The organism is Nocardioides rotundus (assembly GCF_019931675.1).
Lineage (GTDB): Bacteria > Actinomycetota > Actinomycetes > Propionibacteriales > Nocardioidaceae > Nocardioides > Nocardioides rotundus.
On record NZ_CP082922.1, the window covers coordinates 2,369,590 to 2,386,419 of the forward strand.

Consider the following 16,830-nt stretch of genomic DNA (forward strand, 5'->3'; position numbering starts at 1 on the left):
CTCGCGTTCAGATCGTCGCCACTGGCTGGCTATGGACGGGGATCCGTGCTCAGGGGCTTGCCTCGAAGTCCGGGACGGGGCGCTGCTTGGCCTCTTCCTCGATGGTGGCGGCACCGTTCTTCTCGATGTCCTCGATCAGCCACTTCATCTCGGCGATCTCGATGCGCTGAGCCTTGATGATCTCGTCGGCCAGCTTGCGCACACGCACGTCTTCGATCTCGGACCGCTCGCTGGTGAGGATCGCGATCGAGTGGTGCGGGATCATGCCCTTCATGTAGGACTCGTCCTGCACGAAGGTCTGCGACCGGGACAGCCACAACGCGGAGCCCCCCACGACAAGCGCGGCCACGATGATGGCGACGTTGACCTTGACGTTCTTGTACATCATTCCCCACATGAAGCCGAGCATGATGATCGCCATCGCCGACCCCATGAGGATCGCCATGTAGACCCTCTCCTCGCTGAACGTCATGTGCGACCAGGTGAACGCGTTGGTGTAGGTGAACAGGAACATCGTCACCGTCGACGTGGTGATCATGGCCGCGAAGATGAGGTACATCTTGCGCTCGTGCCTCATGTGCTGCTCGTGCTCGGAGGACTGGTTCTTCTCGGACTTCGTGGTCATGCTGGGACTCCTCTCATCGGGGATACTTATCCATATAGCCGGTTGTGACACCGGAGCTTGTCGTCGGTGATCCGGCGCAATGGTTCCGGCTGCGCCTATCGGTCGCTGTCGCCTCGGAGCTGACGGAGACGGTCCTGGTACTCCTCGTCGGTGAGCTCGCCCCGGGCGTAGCGCTCGTCGAGGATCTCTTGCGCTCGAGTTCTCCCGGTCCCCGGTCCAGGCGGTGGCGCGCTGCCACTGCTGCGGTTCGTGCCTCCGCCGCTGCCGCGAACCAGCAGCACAACGACGAGGACGATGACCAGGATCATGATCGGCCAGATGAACCACATCCAGCCCATGCCCCCTCCGTTGCCATACATGTGTCTCACCTCTCTTTCCGATTCCTGGAGCCCGAGGGCTCCGCTGTGTTGGCAGGCGGCCCGCTCTGGGCGGCGACCGCCGCGAGGTCAACTGGCCAGGACGGTGCCCATCATTCCCCGGTCCTCGTGGTCAAGGATGTGACAGTGGTAGACGGTCCGACCGCCGAAGTCCTCGAACGCGACCCGGACCTTGACCTGGCTGCGGGCGGGAACGTTCACGACGTCGAGCCAGACCGGCTCAGACAGCTCGCGGCCGTCGACCTCCAGCAGCTGCATCGGCCACACGTGCAGATGGAAGGGATGATCCATCGGGCTGTCATTGCCGATGGTCCACTCCTCCACCGTGCCCATCCCCACCTGCTGGTCGATCCGGTCGGCGTCGAACTCCTCACCGTCGAAGGTGAAGCTCATCGGACCCTCGCCGCCGCCCATCATCCCGCCCATGCCCATCTGGAAGGTAATCGACCGACGACCATCGACGTCAGCGTCACGCAGGTCGCGGACAGTCGGGCCAGGCGGAATCCCACCCGCGGCTCGGTTGCCGCCCGCGGAGACGCTCAAGCGGGCGAGGTTCACCGCACCGCCACTCCCTGGCATCGGGCCCCCGCCCATCATCTGGCCCATCATGCCGCCGCGGTCGACCGGCATCGCGGTGAGCTCGCTGACTCCCTCGGACAGGTCGACCACCAGGTCGAGCCGGTTACCGGGCGCGAGCACGACGTCCTCCAACGCCGTGTCCCGGGGCAGCCGACCCACGTCGCGGCCAACAACCCGGGCGCGCTGTTCTGGCAGTCTCAGCGCGAGGTAGCGGGCGGTGCAGGCATTGATGATCCGCCACCGTTCACGCTCCCCCGAGCGGCCCTTGAGGTCCGGCTTGGCGGCACCGTTGACCAGGACGAGCTCACCCTCTCGGCCCATCATCTGCTCCATGGTGGACGGGCTGACCAGTGAGCCACCGGAGTCCAGGTTGATGTCGGAGACGACCATGACCCGTTCCCGGTCGACGGGGATCTCCTCGTCGTCCTCCACGATGATGGCGCCGTAGAGTCCGCCGAACACCTGGTCCGCGACCGTGCCGTGGTGGTGCGGGTGGTACCAGTACACGCCTGGTGGGTGGTTGTCGGGCAACCGATACTCGTACCGATGCGCCCGGTCCGGTTCGACAGCGACGAACACGTTGTCGCCGTTGCCTTCGGGTGAGACGTGCAGCCCGTGCACGTGCAGGTTCGTGACCCGATCGAGCCGGTTCACCAGCTCCACCTGCAACGTGTCGCCCGGTCGCAGCCGCAACGTCGGACCCGGCACGCCACCGTTGTAGCCCAGGGTCGTCGGTTCGCGTCCGGCGACCTCGTGCTTGCCCAGCGCAGCCTCAAGCCGTACCTCCAGCAGACCCCCGGTGCTCTGGAGGACGTCGGGCTCGGTGAACCGCTCCCCGGCGACGGGGTCCAGGACCGAGGTGGACAGCTCGCGCCACAGGCCCGTGCCACCGACGACGGCGCCCACCAGGCCGGCACCGCCCATAGTCAGAGCCGCGCGTCGACTGATCGGTTTCATGGCCTCTCCTCCCCCAGGACGCGCGACCGGTGCTGGTACTCCTCCGTGCTCAGCTCACCTGCCGCGTACCGCTCCTCAAGGATCTGTCGCGCACCACCCGTCCCGCCCGACCGGCCAGGCCGCCCCGAACCGCCTTCGAGGCCTCCGACAAGCACGCGCACCGCCGTCACCACAAGTAGCACGACGCCGAGGACCAGCAGCACTCCGTAGAACAACGCGGTCATGGCTGATCGACCTCGGACCACGTGGCACCAGTATCGGTGGACACGAGGACGCCGCCCTCCGTGGCGGCATACCACCGCGACTCGGTGGCGGTCAGCGCGTAAGGCACGTCCGGGAGTGATCCCACCTCCCGCCAGGAGTCCCCGCCGTCGTCGCTGCGGTAGACCGAGCCCTCGGGTCCTGCCCCGACCAGCAGGTCCTCGCTGTCCCAGTCCAGGAGCACCAAGCGCGGTGCCGACTCCACACGCTCGGGGGACCCGGAGACCTGGAGCCGGACGAGCGAGCCGCTGCCATCGGTCAGCAGCACACGGTCAGGGTTACCTGGATGCGCGGCCACGTCGATGGCGGGCAACCGGCCTAGGTCGCGCCACCGCCTGCCATCATCGGTGAACATGAGGCCCCCGCTCTGGGAGTCGACCCCGTACACGCGGTCCCCGGCCGCCTCGAGCGCATGGAAATCCGCCTCCCCTTCCAGCGAAAGCGATCTCCACGTCCGACCGGTGTCCGTGGACTCGGAGAGTCCGAAGTGCGCGGGTCCGCCGGCGCCTGGCTCGGGGTGACCACTCATCAGGAAGCGGTCCGGGCCGGCGATGGTGAACGACATCGCGTCGAAACGCTCCTCCCCCACACGCTCGAACCCGTCGGCGCCGAGGGCGAACACCCCGTGATGACTCGCGACGAAGAGCCTGTCATCCGCCGGGTTGACGTCGAGAGAGTGGATATGGCCGAACTCCTCCCCGGCCGCAGCGGCGTCCGAGGTGGTCGGGTTCTCCGCAGAGCTGCAGCCGGCGAGCAAGGCCGCGGCCATGGAGAGGCCGACCACCAGAGGGAGACCAGAGGACAGACTCAGCGATTTGCGCGCCGCGCACATGCGAATACTCCAAAGGGATCGAATGACAGGGCAGGACAGAGGCACCGGACCCATGCGGGTGGTGCGCCGGTGTGCCTGATCAGATCCGGAGTACGGTCAGCTGTCGTTCGAACGGCGGTGGCAGCCCCGCCACGTCGAGCGCGGCGACGACCCACGGCACTAGACGCGGCAGACGCCATCCTCCGCCTCGTGCCGCGGTGGCGAAGATCCACAAGCCCAGCGCCAGACCGGGCGTGAGCACCATCAGGCACAGCGCGAGCAGCCCCCCGTCATCCGCGGGTGGGGCTTCGTCCCCGGCAACGACGCCGTGGGACGCGACCACGCCCACGGTGGTGTCGGTGGTCATCATCATGGCCGGGGCGGCGTGGTGCCCCACGTGCTCAGCGGAGTCCGGCCCGGACGCCAGCCCGTGCATGCCGACGATTCCTAGCGCGACTGCGCACAGGAGCACAACCCGCGGAAGCCGCGTCTTCACGGCTCCCGGCAAGGTGCGGTCGGCAAGAGTCATCGCCTCCTGAGTTTAGGCACTGGCACACCCGGCCGCCAGCCAGGCACCAGTGGTCCTGCCGCTGTGAGGGCAGGCAGCGCCGCCGGATCCGAGGAGCGATCACGTGCCATCGGCACTCGTCAAGAAGGAAGACCGCTTGTGACGTCGGCTGCGAACGCTTCACAACGACCCCGAGTTCCAACGAGCCGTGTCCGCAGCGCGACAACGTCGCGCGTCATAGTCCAGGACGGCCCTTTTACAGGTCGACGACATCGAGCTCATATGCCCGATTCGCTCTGGCCCGAACTCATCAACCCCATCCTCGCCGCCGTCCTCCTCGGCGCCCGAAACCAGACACAGCCGAAGGCCACCGCAGCCGATTGGCGACGCCGGCCGCACCGCGATGATCACCAAGGTCGCCGACCACCCAGGCTGAATCCAGGTGGCGAACCCGGCACCGGACCCCGCTGGAGAGGGGTTTTCGGGTCACAAAGCGCGACACAAGCCAGAATGGCTCAAATGACAAGCTGCCCGTGTCCTGCGTTTCCGCAGGCCACGGGCCACTTTTCAGTAGCGGGGGCAGGATTTGAACCTGCGACCTCTGGGCATCCGGCGCGAGCGGACGCGACCTCGAAGGAGTTTGCTCGCGTATGAGCATTCGCGCGCTGACCGCGCGGATGCTGGAAACGACGGTGAAGCAAGGCCCGCCCTTCTTGCTGTGGTGTGATCCGACGTGGCGGCCCTTGCTCCGGTTTTCGGGGCCTAAACGCGACACGACTCGAATCTCGAGCTGCGGGAATCTAGGTCTCACTTTGGCGGCCGCGACAATGGGTTGGTTGCTTCAACGGGCCTACATCCTGAGCGAGTCTCCCGCCTACTGGCAGGGCTCCGGCGGCTTCAGACCCAAGATCACGCGTAGCTTGTATGACAGTGTTACGATTTTTGTCATACAGCGCTACGAACGGAGTCTCCATGGCAGTCCTGAACATCCGAGTCGACGACCGGGTCCGCGACCAACTGAAGGAGCTGGCCGACGACCACGGCGTGACCACTAGCGAGTACGTCCGCGACCTGCTGATGGAGGCAGTCGTGCCAGTCTTCGAGCGCGAGGTGGAGCACGGCGATGAGCCACCCGCCGAGAGCATGCGCACCGTCGACCGGCAGGTGCTCTCCCTGCTGCACCGGATCCTGGGCCGAGTGCTGCCGGAGGACGCGAACGACGTCGACGGCGACCTGGAGTATCAGCTGATGCGGGCGAAGATTCTCGAGGAGGGCTACACGGGCGAGTACTGGTACGAGACCGCCGGCTTCAGGACGGAACTGTCGAAGCGCGACTGCAGCCGCGTGTCGGACATCCTGCAGATGTACCGCATCCTCACGTACAGCATCAGCGACCTCGAGAAGGACGGGACATCCGTCCCCGAGGAGCTAGCCCACCAGCTCGAGTTCCGGGGCTTTGACCACAACGACGCGCTCGAGGGGCACATGGCGAGCTACGTCGAGTTCCTCATGCGCGACGGTGAGCGCTGGACCGAGCTGCAGCCCCAGCTCGAGCGGAACGACGGCGGGAACTCGCACATGCCCATGCTCGACACCTACCTTCGGATGCTCTCCGAGTTTCGCCGCATCATGGACAGCCGCAAGCGGGGAGTCCGCCGCCTCGATTACCTCTTGTCACTCGAGGAGTTGGAGCGGATCGCGGACGCGCGCGTCCACCCGTCCCGCCGGACCCCGAAGAGCTAACCGACCGGAGGGGGTGCCTGGGGCCAGGAGGCCTCAGCCTGCCCTGCGGCTCACGCTCCCGTTGCCTCCTCCGCTCCGAACCCCACGGCGTCGTCTCGCATGCCCTTCAGGACCTCGAAGTTGCGCAGCACGATGTCAGGGTCGTACGTGTGGGTCATCTGCAGCCGGGACATCCGATCGAGCACCTCCTCGTCGGTCAGGTGGTCCAGCCAGGCCGCGATCTGCTCGGCGCTCGGGGAGCCGTCCATCTGGCCGAGCGTGTCGACCATGTCAATCCGCGCCGATGCCGCGCCCAACCGCTGCTTGTGTCGGTCAGCTGCTGACGTGGTCGACCCCGTCGAGATCGCGCGGCGCTCGTCGACGTGCCCGACTGCGATCTCGTAGCGCGTCGGCAGCTCGGGCCTGGGCGGCTCCATGCCGGTGATAAGGCGCGGCACTGCCTGGGTGCGGACCCAATGAGAGATCTCCTCTAGTTCCTGCATGACCACCGGCCACCGGTCCGTGCCGGGCCGGTTAATGCCGATCGTCGGAAAGAGCGTGACCGGCACCCGCGTGCCGAACGGGGTCTCCGCGATGACGTCCCCCACCCGAAGCGGCACCTCGGGCCGCGGCGGGAGGCTGCGGATCGAGCGCGGCATCTGGTCCTCCTTGTACATGGCGGCGAGGCGGACCGCCGTGACCGCCGGAGTCCGGTGCTTCGCATGGTTGGTGTGGAGCGCTAGGCGAGCCAACGGGTGGTTCTCGGCGTCCTTCCGGTTGAAAGGCTGCAGCCCTTCGATCCGCTTCATCAGCTCGCTGCCAGGATGCAGCGAGGCAGGGCCGTTCTTCACGCGACCCTTCGCCCAGGACTCGAAGTCCTTGACCGTGCGGGACGCCGGAATCTCGACTACGCGCGCGGTCTTGTCGTCCAGTGTCCCGTCGCGGAACTCGACTTCCGCGAATAGAGCGTGCTCTAGCGCCGATCGGAGCGCGACCAGAGCATCGGCGACGAGCAGCGGGACCTTCCGCGGCATCGGAGCCACGTGTGTAACGACGGTCCGCGTGTTGGGGAAGGCGAGCTGCTCCTCGAGCTTGAAGGTTCCATCGGGCCGCGTCTGGTAGGCGAAGAGCACGTCAGCGACCTGGCCGACCAACTCATCCGCATGCGACAGGGTCGCGGCCACACCGAGGTGGTGATCGGGCAGCCAGTGGTGCATCGAGTCCTTCACGACCGGATCCTATGCGGCGTGCGCACGTGGCGGCGAGGTCGCCGGAGAGCCCTTGAGGTGGCTGACTCGACCTTGCCCGTCACGTCCTCCGATTGATCCGTTCGTTACTGCCAGACGCGTCGGACACCGGCACCGACATCGGTTGACCACAGACGTTGGGCGCGTCATTCCGCCGGCCCCGAGGGGGAGTCTCTAGCAGCTCAGTAAGGTCGCAGCGCTGTCTAGGACGCTCGATTGATCGCGGCTTTCGAAGTTGATCCTCCGTCGACCAGGCGGAATGCGGCCGCCATCCATGCGACTGGGACCTCCCAGAAGAGCGGCGACTCGTGCGCAGCCGGCTCTCAACCGGTGACCCCCATCGGCCCGCGCACCGCGCACCCGTACACCCGAACTAACCAGACCCCTTGAAAGCGGATTCAGGATCGGCCTCGACGAATGGGAGCAGCCCGCCATTCTCGTCCACGCAGTCCAAGATGTCGCGGTGCGGGATGTCGTCCGTTGCGTAGCCGTACCGCCGGGTGAGCAGGTCGCGCATCGCGTCCTCGCCGGCTACCTCGGTGCGACCGACGAGACCCCAGGTTCGAGCGATGGTGGAAGTCTGGACGGTGAGGTTGAAGGCGATCTCGGCGTCGTTGAACCACTCCAGCGGCACAACTGGTGAGTCCTCGGTTTCCGGCTCACGGGCGAGCTCGAGTGCCGCCGTCGGGTCCCCAATTCCGGGAAGCATCCCTGCATCTTGCAGACGCCAGTTCCACTTCATGTTGGCCAGGGTCGCGAGGATCTGCCAGTCGAGCCAGCCCTCTCCTTGCAGACGCCTGATGGTTGCGCGGATGCGCTCATCGGCAAGCAGGCGGGGATAGGTGTACCGCAGCAGGTCGTAGACGGACTCGTACCGGCTGCGGACGGCAGCAAGAGATTTCTCGTGGTCGTAGCGGCTCCCCGGCTCGGTCGAGGGACCCAACGCCGGGTGCGCGGTCGGAGCGTAGGAACTTGAGGACGTGGGTCGAGTGGAAGCTGCGCAGCGGTCGAAGTGCTCGGGCTTCAACAGGTCGGCGGCATCCTGGTACGAGCGGCCGACGACGACCTTGTGGGGCAGGCCAGCCTCGTACATCGGCTCCATGGTCGCCTTGAAGTCGTCGATCGACCCCGCGTGGACAATTTGGATGAGCTGGAAACAGAAGCTCGCGAGCGATGCGGCGTTAGCGTCCTGGTCCTCGACGTGTGAGGAGATCGTGACGTGGGCCCGCAGCTCGGGCTCGTCGTCATCCACGTCGAAGTCGTCAACCTCGTGACCGGCGTCGTTGACTACGTCGACGTCGATGTAGACGGTGCTGTTGATGAGGACGGGGTGCTGGCGGGCGATGTCGGCGACGAAGACCTGGAAGGCGGCGCAGAGACCTTCGGCGGTAAGCACGGTGGTCTTGTCGTTGGTGAAACTGAAGATCCACCTGACTCCGAGCGCGTGAAAGTCGATCACGCGCTCCGGGCCGAGGTCGGCGAAGACCGGTCCGGCGAGCTGTTTGGCCGCCTCGTCCTGGAACTCCTCCTCGGTCATCGTGTACCCGGCGCCGGCCTCGGTGACCATTTCGTCGATCATCTCGTACCAGTCGGTGCGCCAGTGAGCTTCTTTGATGACGCCCTCTAGTTCTGGCCAGTACTTCCGGACGGCGCTGACGCCGAGACTCTGGGTGACGCGCTGGGCGTGGAGGTCGGGGTACTTCTCGAAGTCGAACGGGTTGGGAAGGTATTGACCACGTGCAAGAAGCGCTACTTCGGTGAGGCCAGCGGCGTCGGCCCAGTTTCCTGCGTGTTGCGCGTAGCGGGCCGCCTCGAGGAGCGCCTTCGGGAGGTGCTCCTTGTCGTCGTTGTCGCCGGCGACCAGGGCGATGGACGCGGCGGAGAGTGCGTACATCTTGGCGGCATAGGTCAGTCCCAGGTCTTCGTAGATCTTGGCGATGTAGCGCATCGTGAGCAGGGCGCCGTAGAGCGTGTCGCCGTTGAACCAGTTGATCTTGGCTTGGTGGAGCTCTGCGAGGGCCTCGAGCGGTTTGCCGGCCTTCATCAGGGCGGTGCTGCGGTCCCGGAACCGCTCTGCAAGCGCTGACTCGCCCTGGACGCGGGTAGCTGCTTCGTCAAGGCCATCGCGCACCCTTGCGTACTTTGGATGGTCGACGAGGGCCGGTGCGAAGAGGTCGAAGACGGTCGCGAGCGACGACGCTGAGTAGGCGCGCGCCTCCGGGAGCAGGTCGATCAAACGGTCGAAGTAGGTCATGGCACTGTCGAAGTCGACCGCGCCGGGAGAAAGGCTGGTGATGTCGACGTCGAAGTTCTCCATCTTGACCCCGATCGTTGGGGTGATGTCGATCTTGGCCGGCTTGCCGGTTTTGGCGTCGACGTCCCGCCAGTCCGGGATCAGGTAGCTGTACGCGAGCGTGCCGGTCAACGTGGCGGCCCGGATGGGATGAGTGACGGGGTTGGTGTCGTCGAGGAGCGCGATGGCGTGGTCGCGAAGCCCCTGAAGTGCTTCGCCGATCTCGTTCGCAGGCGCTTCTGCGCGGCCTGTGCTCCACATGACGCCCCAGTAGCTGACGAGTGTGACGGCGTCGTCGATGACGTTTTGCTGGTCACTGTTGCGCGCGTAGGCGATGGCTCGCCTGATGAGCGGCTCGAGCCCGGCGGATTCCCCCATGCCACGCCAGCGGGCGACCGCCATCTCGTAGCAGGCACGGAACACGAGCTCGCTGTCGTCGCCGTCATCTTTGTGGTTCAGGAAGGCGCCCATGAAGTCGAGCCACTCTGGGAGGTCGCCGTTCGTTGCGGCGTCCCATGTGGCGTGGCGGATTCCGTGGGTGACTTCGCCTTGAGTGGCCGGAGTCAGCGCTGCTGGGCCTTTGTTGGCTCGAAGGTTCTCGAGCAGCTCGAAATACCATTCTGGGGCCGATTCTTCTTCGTCGAGCGGCGGAATCATGGCTGATGGCAGGTCGAGATACTGCTGGGCGACCCAGACCAAGTCGGGCTCGGCGAGGAGGGTGGAGATGGCTCTCCCGGAGAAGATGTCCAGAGTGATGCCGTAGTCGTCCCTGGCGGTCTTCTTCAAGTCGTGGATGGCGGCAGCTGGGATGGAGTGGACGCTGAAGAACGCGATGTATTCGACCGGGTCGGCGTCTTCGGCGCAGATGCCGGCGAGGTCGGCGAGGACCTTGGACTTCAAGGGTGGCTGCTGGACGGTGCAGGCGATGACTGTCGGCTTGGTAGATGCGGAGGCGGAGAACCCGGCCGAGTGCGGCAACTCTTCAGGGATGCGGGTTGTGTACGACTCGGCGTCGCGTTGCTGATCCCCTCCGGCGCTGACCGGCCCGTTGGCGATCAGGATGTTCGACGAGATGCGCTTGCGGGCGATGCGGGTGGCGATCTCCTCGAACTCGTGGTGCTCGTTTCGCGAGGCCATCTCGGTGAGCTTGTAGTCGATGAACGCCTCGACTTCGGGAATCGGTTCCGCCACATGACAAGTCTGACGGGTCGTTCCGACATCTTCGAGGTACGCCGCGCCCCGGGCGGCGCACGCATCACTCGGACACTCGACGGCACTCCTGGATTCAAAGCCGCGGGGGATCTCATGACACATCAGGGCGGCACTCGCTAGACCACGCAGCCATCGCCAAAGGCCTGGGCGCCGGCGTCCCGCCCCGCCACGCGCACGTCTTCGCCCGAGACGCTGACCCCCACCAGCGACCGAGCACTGTGACCAAGCGCGTGGAGTTCTCGATCGACACGGCGGCCACTTCCTCACCGAGAACGTTGCAGGCGTGTGACTCGCCATCATCCGGCCGCACTCCTGCTTTACAGATAACCACCGGAAGAGGCAGTATTCTGTTATGGCGATTAGGGGCGACTTCCTGACGACCCAAGAGGTATCCGACCTCTTGGGCGTCGAGGCGCGCCAGGTCCGCGTCCTCGCCGAGACGGGAGCCATCACCCGCGTCGCCCGCGGCATCTTCGACCGCACATCCGTAGAGCGCTACCGCGCCGAGCGCGGCTCCGGCCGGACCCGGACCTGGGCAGAGCACACCGCCTGGGGAGCTATCGCAATGCTCTCGGGCGCGGCCCCATTGGGCCTCGGCGATGTCCAGACGTACCGGCTCCGCGCTGCTTTGCGCGAGATCACCAACCCGACCGAACTAGCCATCCGGTTGCGCGACCGCGCGACCGTCACTACCTGGTCCGGCCACCGCTCCGTCATCGACCGCGTCCGCGAGGAGCTCGTCGTCCCCGGCCGCCAGCGGCTCGGGCTCGTCGAGGACGACACCACCGTCGACGGCTACATCCATGCAGACCGGATCGCGGACCTTGTGCGCCGCTGGCGGCTGGGCGAGGACACCACCGGGTTCATCACCCTCCGCTACACCTACATGGACATCGACTACATCAAATACCTGGCAGCCTTCAACAGGACGCTCGCCGCCGTCGACGCCGCCACCTCCCTCGACCCGCGGGAACGCGGCGTGGCAGAGCAGGTCCTGGTCCGCCGGTTGGAGCTGTTCCGCGAGAATGTCAGAGCGTAAGCATTCGGGCATCGAGCGCCCCATCATAGACATCGCCGCCGCCCCTGGCGGCTGGCCCGACCCGTGGCCGAATGTCGCCGAGATCGCCGCGGTGCTGCCAACCGACAAGTGGACCCTGGTCGGCGGCCTGATGACCCAGTTGCATTCCATCCACCGCGGCTTGGGCATCGTACGCCCGACCAACGATGTCGACATCGTGCTGCACATCGAGACCTCCCGCGGCGTCGCCTCCGAGACCGCGACCGCGCTCCGCTCCCTCGGCTACGACCTGCGTTCGGCCGTCGATCCGCGCGACAACACCGCACACCGCTTCTACCGCGGCACCAGCAAGATCGACCTGGTCGCCAACCGTCCCGACGAGGAGCCGGAGGAGATAGTCGACGTCTTGATCTCCGACCACCACGCTCCGAAGGTCACCGAGCGGCTCGCCGGACGCGACATGGTCCGCATCGAGGGCGGCACGCAGGCGCTGCGACGCACTATTAACGCGCGTCTGGAGATCGAGCCCGGAGCCACCACGACAGTCTCGGTGCCTGGCGCATTCGGTGCACTCATCTTGAAGGCCGCTGCCTACAAGACCGACTCACGCGACCTCGATCGCCACCTGCGCGACGCGGTGGCCCTGCTCGCCTGCATCGACGACCCGTTCGCCGAGCGGGAGGGCTTCACCGGCTCCGACCGATCCCGGCTCCAGACGCTGCGCGCCCGGCTCACACCCGACGACATCTCCTGGACTGTACTGACCGGCCAGCCCCGAATCGACGCCGAGACGGCCCTGGAAATCCTCACCGACGAGGACTGACCCCAGACCTAGCGGACGCAGGTATCTCAGGCGACCATGCCGCGCTATAGACGGCCATGCCGCTGACGAATCCGCCCGACCATGCCTCTGACGACGATGCGCCTGCGGCCGCCGGATCTGTCGCGATGGGCGCGTTCCGCAAGTGAAGTTGGTCGGGCCAACTCTCGGCCGGACGGAAGTCACCCCGGAGAGTCCCCGGGACAACCCTTGAACACCTTGGCGCAGGGGTTTCTGGGTCACAAACCGCGACACAAGCCGGAATGGCTCAAAATGGCAAGTGGCCCCTGATCTGCGTTTCTGCAGGTCAGGGACCACTTCCTTGTAGCGGGGGCAGGATTTGAACCTGCGATCTCTGGGCCTGCAGCGGGTGAGCTCGGTCAGTCGGGCCCTTTTTTGGCGGTTCTTGACGCCGTGTGCCCTGGCCTGCGCAAACACCCGGGAAGGTACCGTCAGCCCGGCTGATCCTTCTGCTCCCTCTTGTTGCGATAGGGCTGCCTGTGCTGACGTTTACGGGACATAAATGCGGCACGACTCAAATCGATATCGAGTCCCCCAGAAGAGCCGACCTCGCAGCGCAGGAGACCGTCCCGGGATCAAGCTATTGAGTTTGCCGCCGCAGGATCCCTGCCCCCTCCGCGCCGACGGGAACGAGGGTTACCGGCTCTTCCCAGATGAGGGTGTAGCGAGCGCTGGCGCGGCGGTCCCGGGATAGACGTCGAGGTCTCCCGAGGATGAAGGCTCCTACACGCTCAACCCGGAAGACCTCGACGTGCCCGACGCTACCGTCGGCGAGCGCCCAGACGCGTTCGCCCGCCCCGATCTATCCACCTTCTGCCGACTCGACGAGCTCGGTCTCGTCGTCATCGGCCAGCGTCTCGAGCCCGGTCGCGCGGTCCTTGCATGCCGAGTCCGCGAACCCGACCAGTGGTGCCGCCGATGTGGTTGCGAAGGATCCCCACGCGACACCGTGACCCGACAGCTGGCCCACGAGCCGCTCGGTTGGCGACCGACCATCCTCGAGGTCATCGTGCGCCGCTACCGATGCACCGGCTGCGGTCACGTCTGGCGCCAAGACACCAGCTTGGCGGCTGAGCCTCGAGCGAAGTTGTCGCGTCGCGCTCTGAGGTGGGCACTCGAATCGATCGTGGTCGCCCACCTGACTGTCGCCCGGGTCGCCGAGGGCCTCGGGGTCGCGTGGGACACCGCGAACGATGCCGTTCTCGCTGAAGGCAAGCGGGTCCTGATCGACAACCCCACCCGGTTCGACGGCGTAACCGTCGTCGGCGTCGATGAGCACGTGTGGCGCCACACCAGGAAGGGCGACAAGTACGTGAGCGTGATCATCGACCTCACCCCGATCCGCGACAAGACCGGTCCGGCACGGCTACTCGACATGGTCGAGGGACGCTCCAAGCAGGCGTTCAAGACCTGGCTCGCCGCCCGCCCCGAGGCCTGGCGCGACGGCATCGAGGTGGTCGCGATGGACGGGTTCGCAGGCTTCAAGACAGCCACCACCGAGGAGCTGCCCGCCGCGGTCGCGGTGATGGATCCCTTCCACGTGGTGCGCTTGGCCGGTGAGGCGCTCGACCGGTGTCGACGTCGGGTCCAGCAGGCCATCCACGGTCACCGCGGGCACAAGGGCGACCCGCTGTACTCCGCGCGGCGGACGCTGCACACCGGCGCCGGGCTGCTCACCGACAAGCAGACCACCCGGCTCGCCGCGCTCTTCGCCGCCGACGAGCACGTTGAGGTCGAGGCGACCTGGGGGATCTACCAACGCATGATCGCCGCCTACCGCGAGGAGGACCGGCGCCGTGGTCGCGAGATGATGGTGAAGCTGATCGACTCAGTCAGCCACGGCGTCCCGGCCGCGCTGGTCGAGGTCACCACCCTCGGTCGGACGCTGAACAAGCGTGCCGACGACGTGCTGGCCTACTTCGACCGACCCGGGACCAGCAACGGGCCGACAGAGGCGATCAACGGCCGGCTCGAACACCTCCGCGGCTCCGCACTCGGATTCCGCAACCTCACCAACTACATCGCCAGATCGCTGCTGGAGACCGGCGGGTTCAGGCCGCGACTACACCCTCAATTGGGATGAGCCGGGTTACCCGCTCGGTCATCCGGCGATCCGGGCGGTCCCTGCCGAAACGCGGACGGTCGGACAGCGCAGCAGAGGACGGTCTCAGTGAGTGGCCAGCTGTCCGGTGAGTCGTTCGTGGCGGTCGGCGCTGGAGGAATTGAGGCCGATGATGGTGACGGTCTTGGCCTTGCGGGCGTACTTGGTGGTGATGGCGTCGAGTGAGGCGACGGTGGAGGCGTCCCAGATGTGAGAGTCGGTGAGGTCGATGACGACGTGGTCGGGGTCCTCGGCGTACTCGAACTGGGTGTATAGGTCATTGGAGGAGGCGAAGAACAGCTCGCCGGTGACGCGGTAAACGGCCGTGGCGTTCCCCTCGCGGTCCTCGACGAGCTCGCGGCGGGTCTCGGTGAGGTGGGCAACGCGGCGGGCGAACAGGGTCATGGCAACCAGGACGCCCACGACGACGCCGATGGCGAGGTTGTGCGTGGCGACGGTGACCGCGACGGTGGCGACCATGACGGTGGTCTCCGACTTCGGCATCCGGCGCAGGGTGGCGGGCTGGATCGAGTGCCAGTCGAAGGTGCCGACCGAGACCATGATCATCACCGCGACCAGCGCGGCCATCGGGATGATGGCGACGACGTCGCCGAAGCCAACGACCAGGATGAGCAGGAAGACGCCGGCCAGGAAGGTCGAGATGCGGGTGCGGGCCCCGGAGGCCTTCACGTTGATCATGGTCTGGCCGATCATGGCGCAGCCGCCCATGCCGCCGAAGAACCCGGTGATGATGTTCGCGGCGCCCTGGCCCCACGACTCGCGGGTCTTGTCGGAGTGAGTGTCGGTGATGTCGTCGACGAGCTTGGCGGTCATCAGCGACTCCAGCAGCCCGACCAGCGCCATCGCCACGGCGTAGGGGGCGATGATCTGGAGTGTGTCGAGGTTGAACGGCACATCGGGAAAGAACAGGCTCGGCAGCGAGCTGGGGAGCTCGCCCTCGTCGCCGACGTCGGGGACGGTGATGGCTGCCAGGACGGTGAACCCGGTGAGCGCGACGATGGCGACCAGCGGAGCCGGGATCACCTTAGTGACCCGCGGGAGGCCGACCATCACCGCGATGCCGATGGCAATCATCGGGTAGACCAGCCAGGGCACGTCGACCAGGTAGGGCACCTGGGCCATGAAGATGAGGATGGCCAGGGCGTTGACGAACCCGACCATGACCGAGCGCGGGATGAACCGCATGAGCTTGCCGAAGCCGCCGAGGCCGAGCGCGACCTGGATGAGGCCACCGAGCAGGACGGTGGCGATCAGGTAGTCCAGACCGTGCTCGCGCATGACGGGAGCGATGACCAATGCGATGGCGCCGGTGGCGGCCGAGATCATCGCCGGGCGCCCACCGAGGAACGAGATGACGACGGCCATGGTGAAGGACGCGAACAGCCCGACCTGCGGGTCGACGCCGGCGATGATGGAGAACGAGATCGCCTCGGGGATGAGCGCGAGCGCGACGACGAGGCCGGCGAGGACCTCGGTGCGCAGCAGCTTTGGCGAGCGCAGCGCGGTCCTGACGCTGTTGTCGGGTACGGACTGCGCAACGGCGGGCGCGGATGTGGTCAAGGCAAGGTGCTCCGATCGAGCTGGAAGGGCGGCGGTCGTCGGCCGTGGTGCGTCGCACCTGCTGTGAGTGCGAGACCATGGGCCGGGTGCTGGCGTCATCGCCAGCGGAAGTCTGGACGCAACTCCACCTTTACGGAAGGGTAGAGTTGAAGTTGACGCGACGTGAGGGTGGTCACGGTGACCAGCAAGGTGGATTTGTCAGACGCGGGGCGCGACGAGGCCGGGCTTCGGTCGTCGGCCGTCATGCACATCGGTGAGGTCGCTGCCCGGACCGAGCTGTCGCTGCGCAGCCTCCGGCACTGGGAGGAGGTGGGCCTGCTCGCACCCTCGGGTCGCACCGAGGGCGGGTTCCGGCTCTATACCGAGGACGACGTCGAGAAGATCTTGGTCATCCGCCGCATGAAGCCGCTCGGCTTCACCCTGGACGAGATGAAGGCCGTCCTCGACGACATCGAGGCCCTGCGAGACCCCGCCACCTCGGACACCGCCCAGGTCGAGGCACGAGACCGTCTGGCCTCGGTCCAGGCAGAAGCGGCTGACCGACGCCACAAGCTGGTCCGACAGCTTGAGATGGCAGACGAGTTCATCGGCCTCCTCACCCGGGAGACCACGACCCGCCGGTAGCCCGCCCTCGGGCGGAGAGCAGTGCCAGGCCAGCCAGGACGCGGCGAGCCGACGAGCAAGCTCACCCTTGATG

General features: G+C 66.4%; 14 protein-coding genes. 5 read left to right on the plus strand and 9 right to left on the minus strand.

The window, feature by feature from the left end; all coding sequences use genetic code 11:
- Positions 1–49: 49 nt before the first annotated feature.
- From K8W59_RS11750 to K8W59_RS11775, 6 genes are all read right to left on the minus strand, one after another.
- Positions 50–625, minus strand: coding sequence for a DUF305 domain-containing protein (locus K8W59_RS11750; RefSeq protein ID WP_223394038.1), 576 nt, complete (start codon positions 623–625; stop codon positions 50–52).
- A gap of 95 nt (positions 626–720) precedes the next feature.
- A complete protein-coding gene (locus K8W59_RS11755; protein ID WP_121255437.1) occupies positions 721–984 on the minus strand; it encodes an SHOCT domain-containing protein in 264 nt (87 codons plus the stop codon).
- An 87-nt stretch (positions 985–1,071) separates the two neighbouring features.
- Positions 1,072–2,538 carry a multicopper oxidase family protein gene (locus K8W59_RS11760; RefSeq protein WP_223394040.1) on the minus strand — a complete coding sequence of 489 codons (1,467 nt, stop codon included), beginning with the start codon at positions 2,536–2,538 and terminating at the stop codon, positions 1,072–1,074.
- Positions 2,535–2,762 (minus strand): SHOCT domain-containing protein, encoded by a 228-nt coding sequence (locus K8W59_RS11765; protein ID WP_223394042.1) that lies wholly within the window; start codon positions 2,760–2,762, stop codon positions 2,535–2,537. The genes K8W59_RS11760 and K8W59_RS11765 overlap by 4 nt, the downstream gene beginning before the upstream one ends.
- Positions 2,759–3,583, minus strand: coding sequence for a F510_1955 family glycosylhydrolase (locus tag K8W59_RS11770; RefSeq protein ID WP_223394044.1), 825 nt, complete (start codon positions 3,581–3,583; stop codon positions 2,759–2,761). The genes K8W59_RS11765 and K8W59_RS11770 overlap by 4 nt, the downstream gene beginning before the upstream one ends.
- A gap of 127 nt (positions 3,584–3,710) precedes the next feature.
- On the minus strand, positions 3,711–4,046 hold the full coding sequence (locus tag K8W59_RS11775) for a hypothetical protein (protein ID WP_397195857.1): 336 nt from the start codon (positions 4,044–4,046) through the stop codon (positions 3,711–3,713).
- Positions 4,047–5,090: 1,044 nt separating this feature from the next.
- On the opposite strand from K8W59_RS11775, the gene K8W59_RS11780 reads away from it, so the two are divergent.
- A complete protein-coding gene (locus K8W59_RS11780) occupies positions 5,091–5,861 on the plus strand; it encodes a YfbU family protein (RefSeq protein WP_223394048.1) in 771 nt (256 codons plus the stop codon).
- Between the two features lie 50 nt (positions 5,862–5,911).
- On the opposite strand, the gene K8W59_RS11785 is transcribed toward K8W59_RS11780, so the two are convergent.
- Together K8W59_RS11785 and K8W59_RS11790 are read right to left on the minus strand one after the other, a co-directional pair.
- A complete protein-coding gene (locus K8W59_RS11785) occupies positions 5,912–7,069 on the minus strand; it encodes a hypothetical protein (protein ID WP_223394050.1) in 1,158 nt (385 codons plus the stop codon).
- Positions 7,070–7,460: 391 nt separating this feature from the next.
- Entirely contained in the window at positions 7,461–10,571 is a 3,111-nt protein-coding gene (locus tag K8W59_RS11790; RefSeq protein WP_223394052.1) for a hypothetical protein, read from the minus strand.
- Positions 10,572–10,992: 421 nt separating this feature from the next.
- Between K8W59_RS11790 and K8W59_RS11795 the strand changes: the two genes are divergently transcribed.
- The 3 genes from K8W59_RS11795 (at position 10,993) to K8W59_RS11805 (ending at position 14,534) form a co-directional block, all read left to right on the plus strand.
- Entirely contained in the window at positions 10,993–11,631 is a 639-nt protein-coding gene (locus K8W59_RS11795) for a hypothetical protein (RefSeq protein ID WP_223394054.1), read from the plus strand.
- A gap of 91 nt (positions 11,632–11,722) precedes the next feature.
- The gene (locus K8W59_RS11800) at positions 11,723–12,433 is read left to right on the plus strand and encodes a hypothetical protein (protein WP_223394056.1); all 711 of its coding nucleotides are present in this window, start codon (positions 11,723–11,725) and stop codon (positions 12,431–12,433) included.
- A 769-nt stretch (positions 12,434–13,202) separates the two neighbouring features.
- Positions 13,203–14,534, plus strand: coding sequence for an ISL3 family transposase (locus K8W59_RS11805; RefSeq protein WP_223394058.1), 1,332 nt, complete (start codon positions 13,203–13,205; stop codon positions 14,532–14,534).
- 84 nt (positions 14,535–14,618) lie between these two features.
- On the opposite strand, the gene K8W59_RS11810 is transcribed toward K8W59_RS11805, so the two are convergent.
- Positions 14,619–16,133, minus strand: coding sequence for a SulP family inorganic anion transporter (locus tag K8W59_RS11810; RefSeq protein WP_223394060.1), 1,515 nt, complete (start codon positions 16,131–16,133; stop codon positions 14,619–14,621).
- Positions 16,134–16,310: 177 nt separating this feature from the next.
- Here K8W59_RS11810 and K8W59_RS11815 point away from each other — a divergent pair, with 177 nt between their 5' ends.
- Positions 16,311–16,757, plus strand: a complete 447-nt coding sequence (locus K8W59_RS11815) for a MerR family transcriptional regulator (RefSeq protein WP_223394062.1) — start codon at positions 16,311–16,313, stop codon at positions 16,755–16,757.
- Positions 16,758–16,830: the final 73 nt, after the last annotated feature.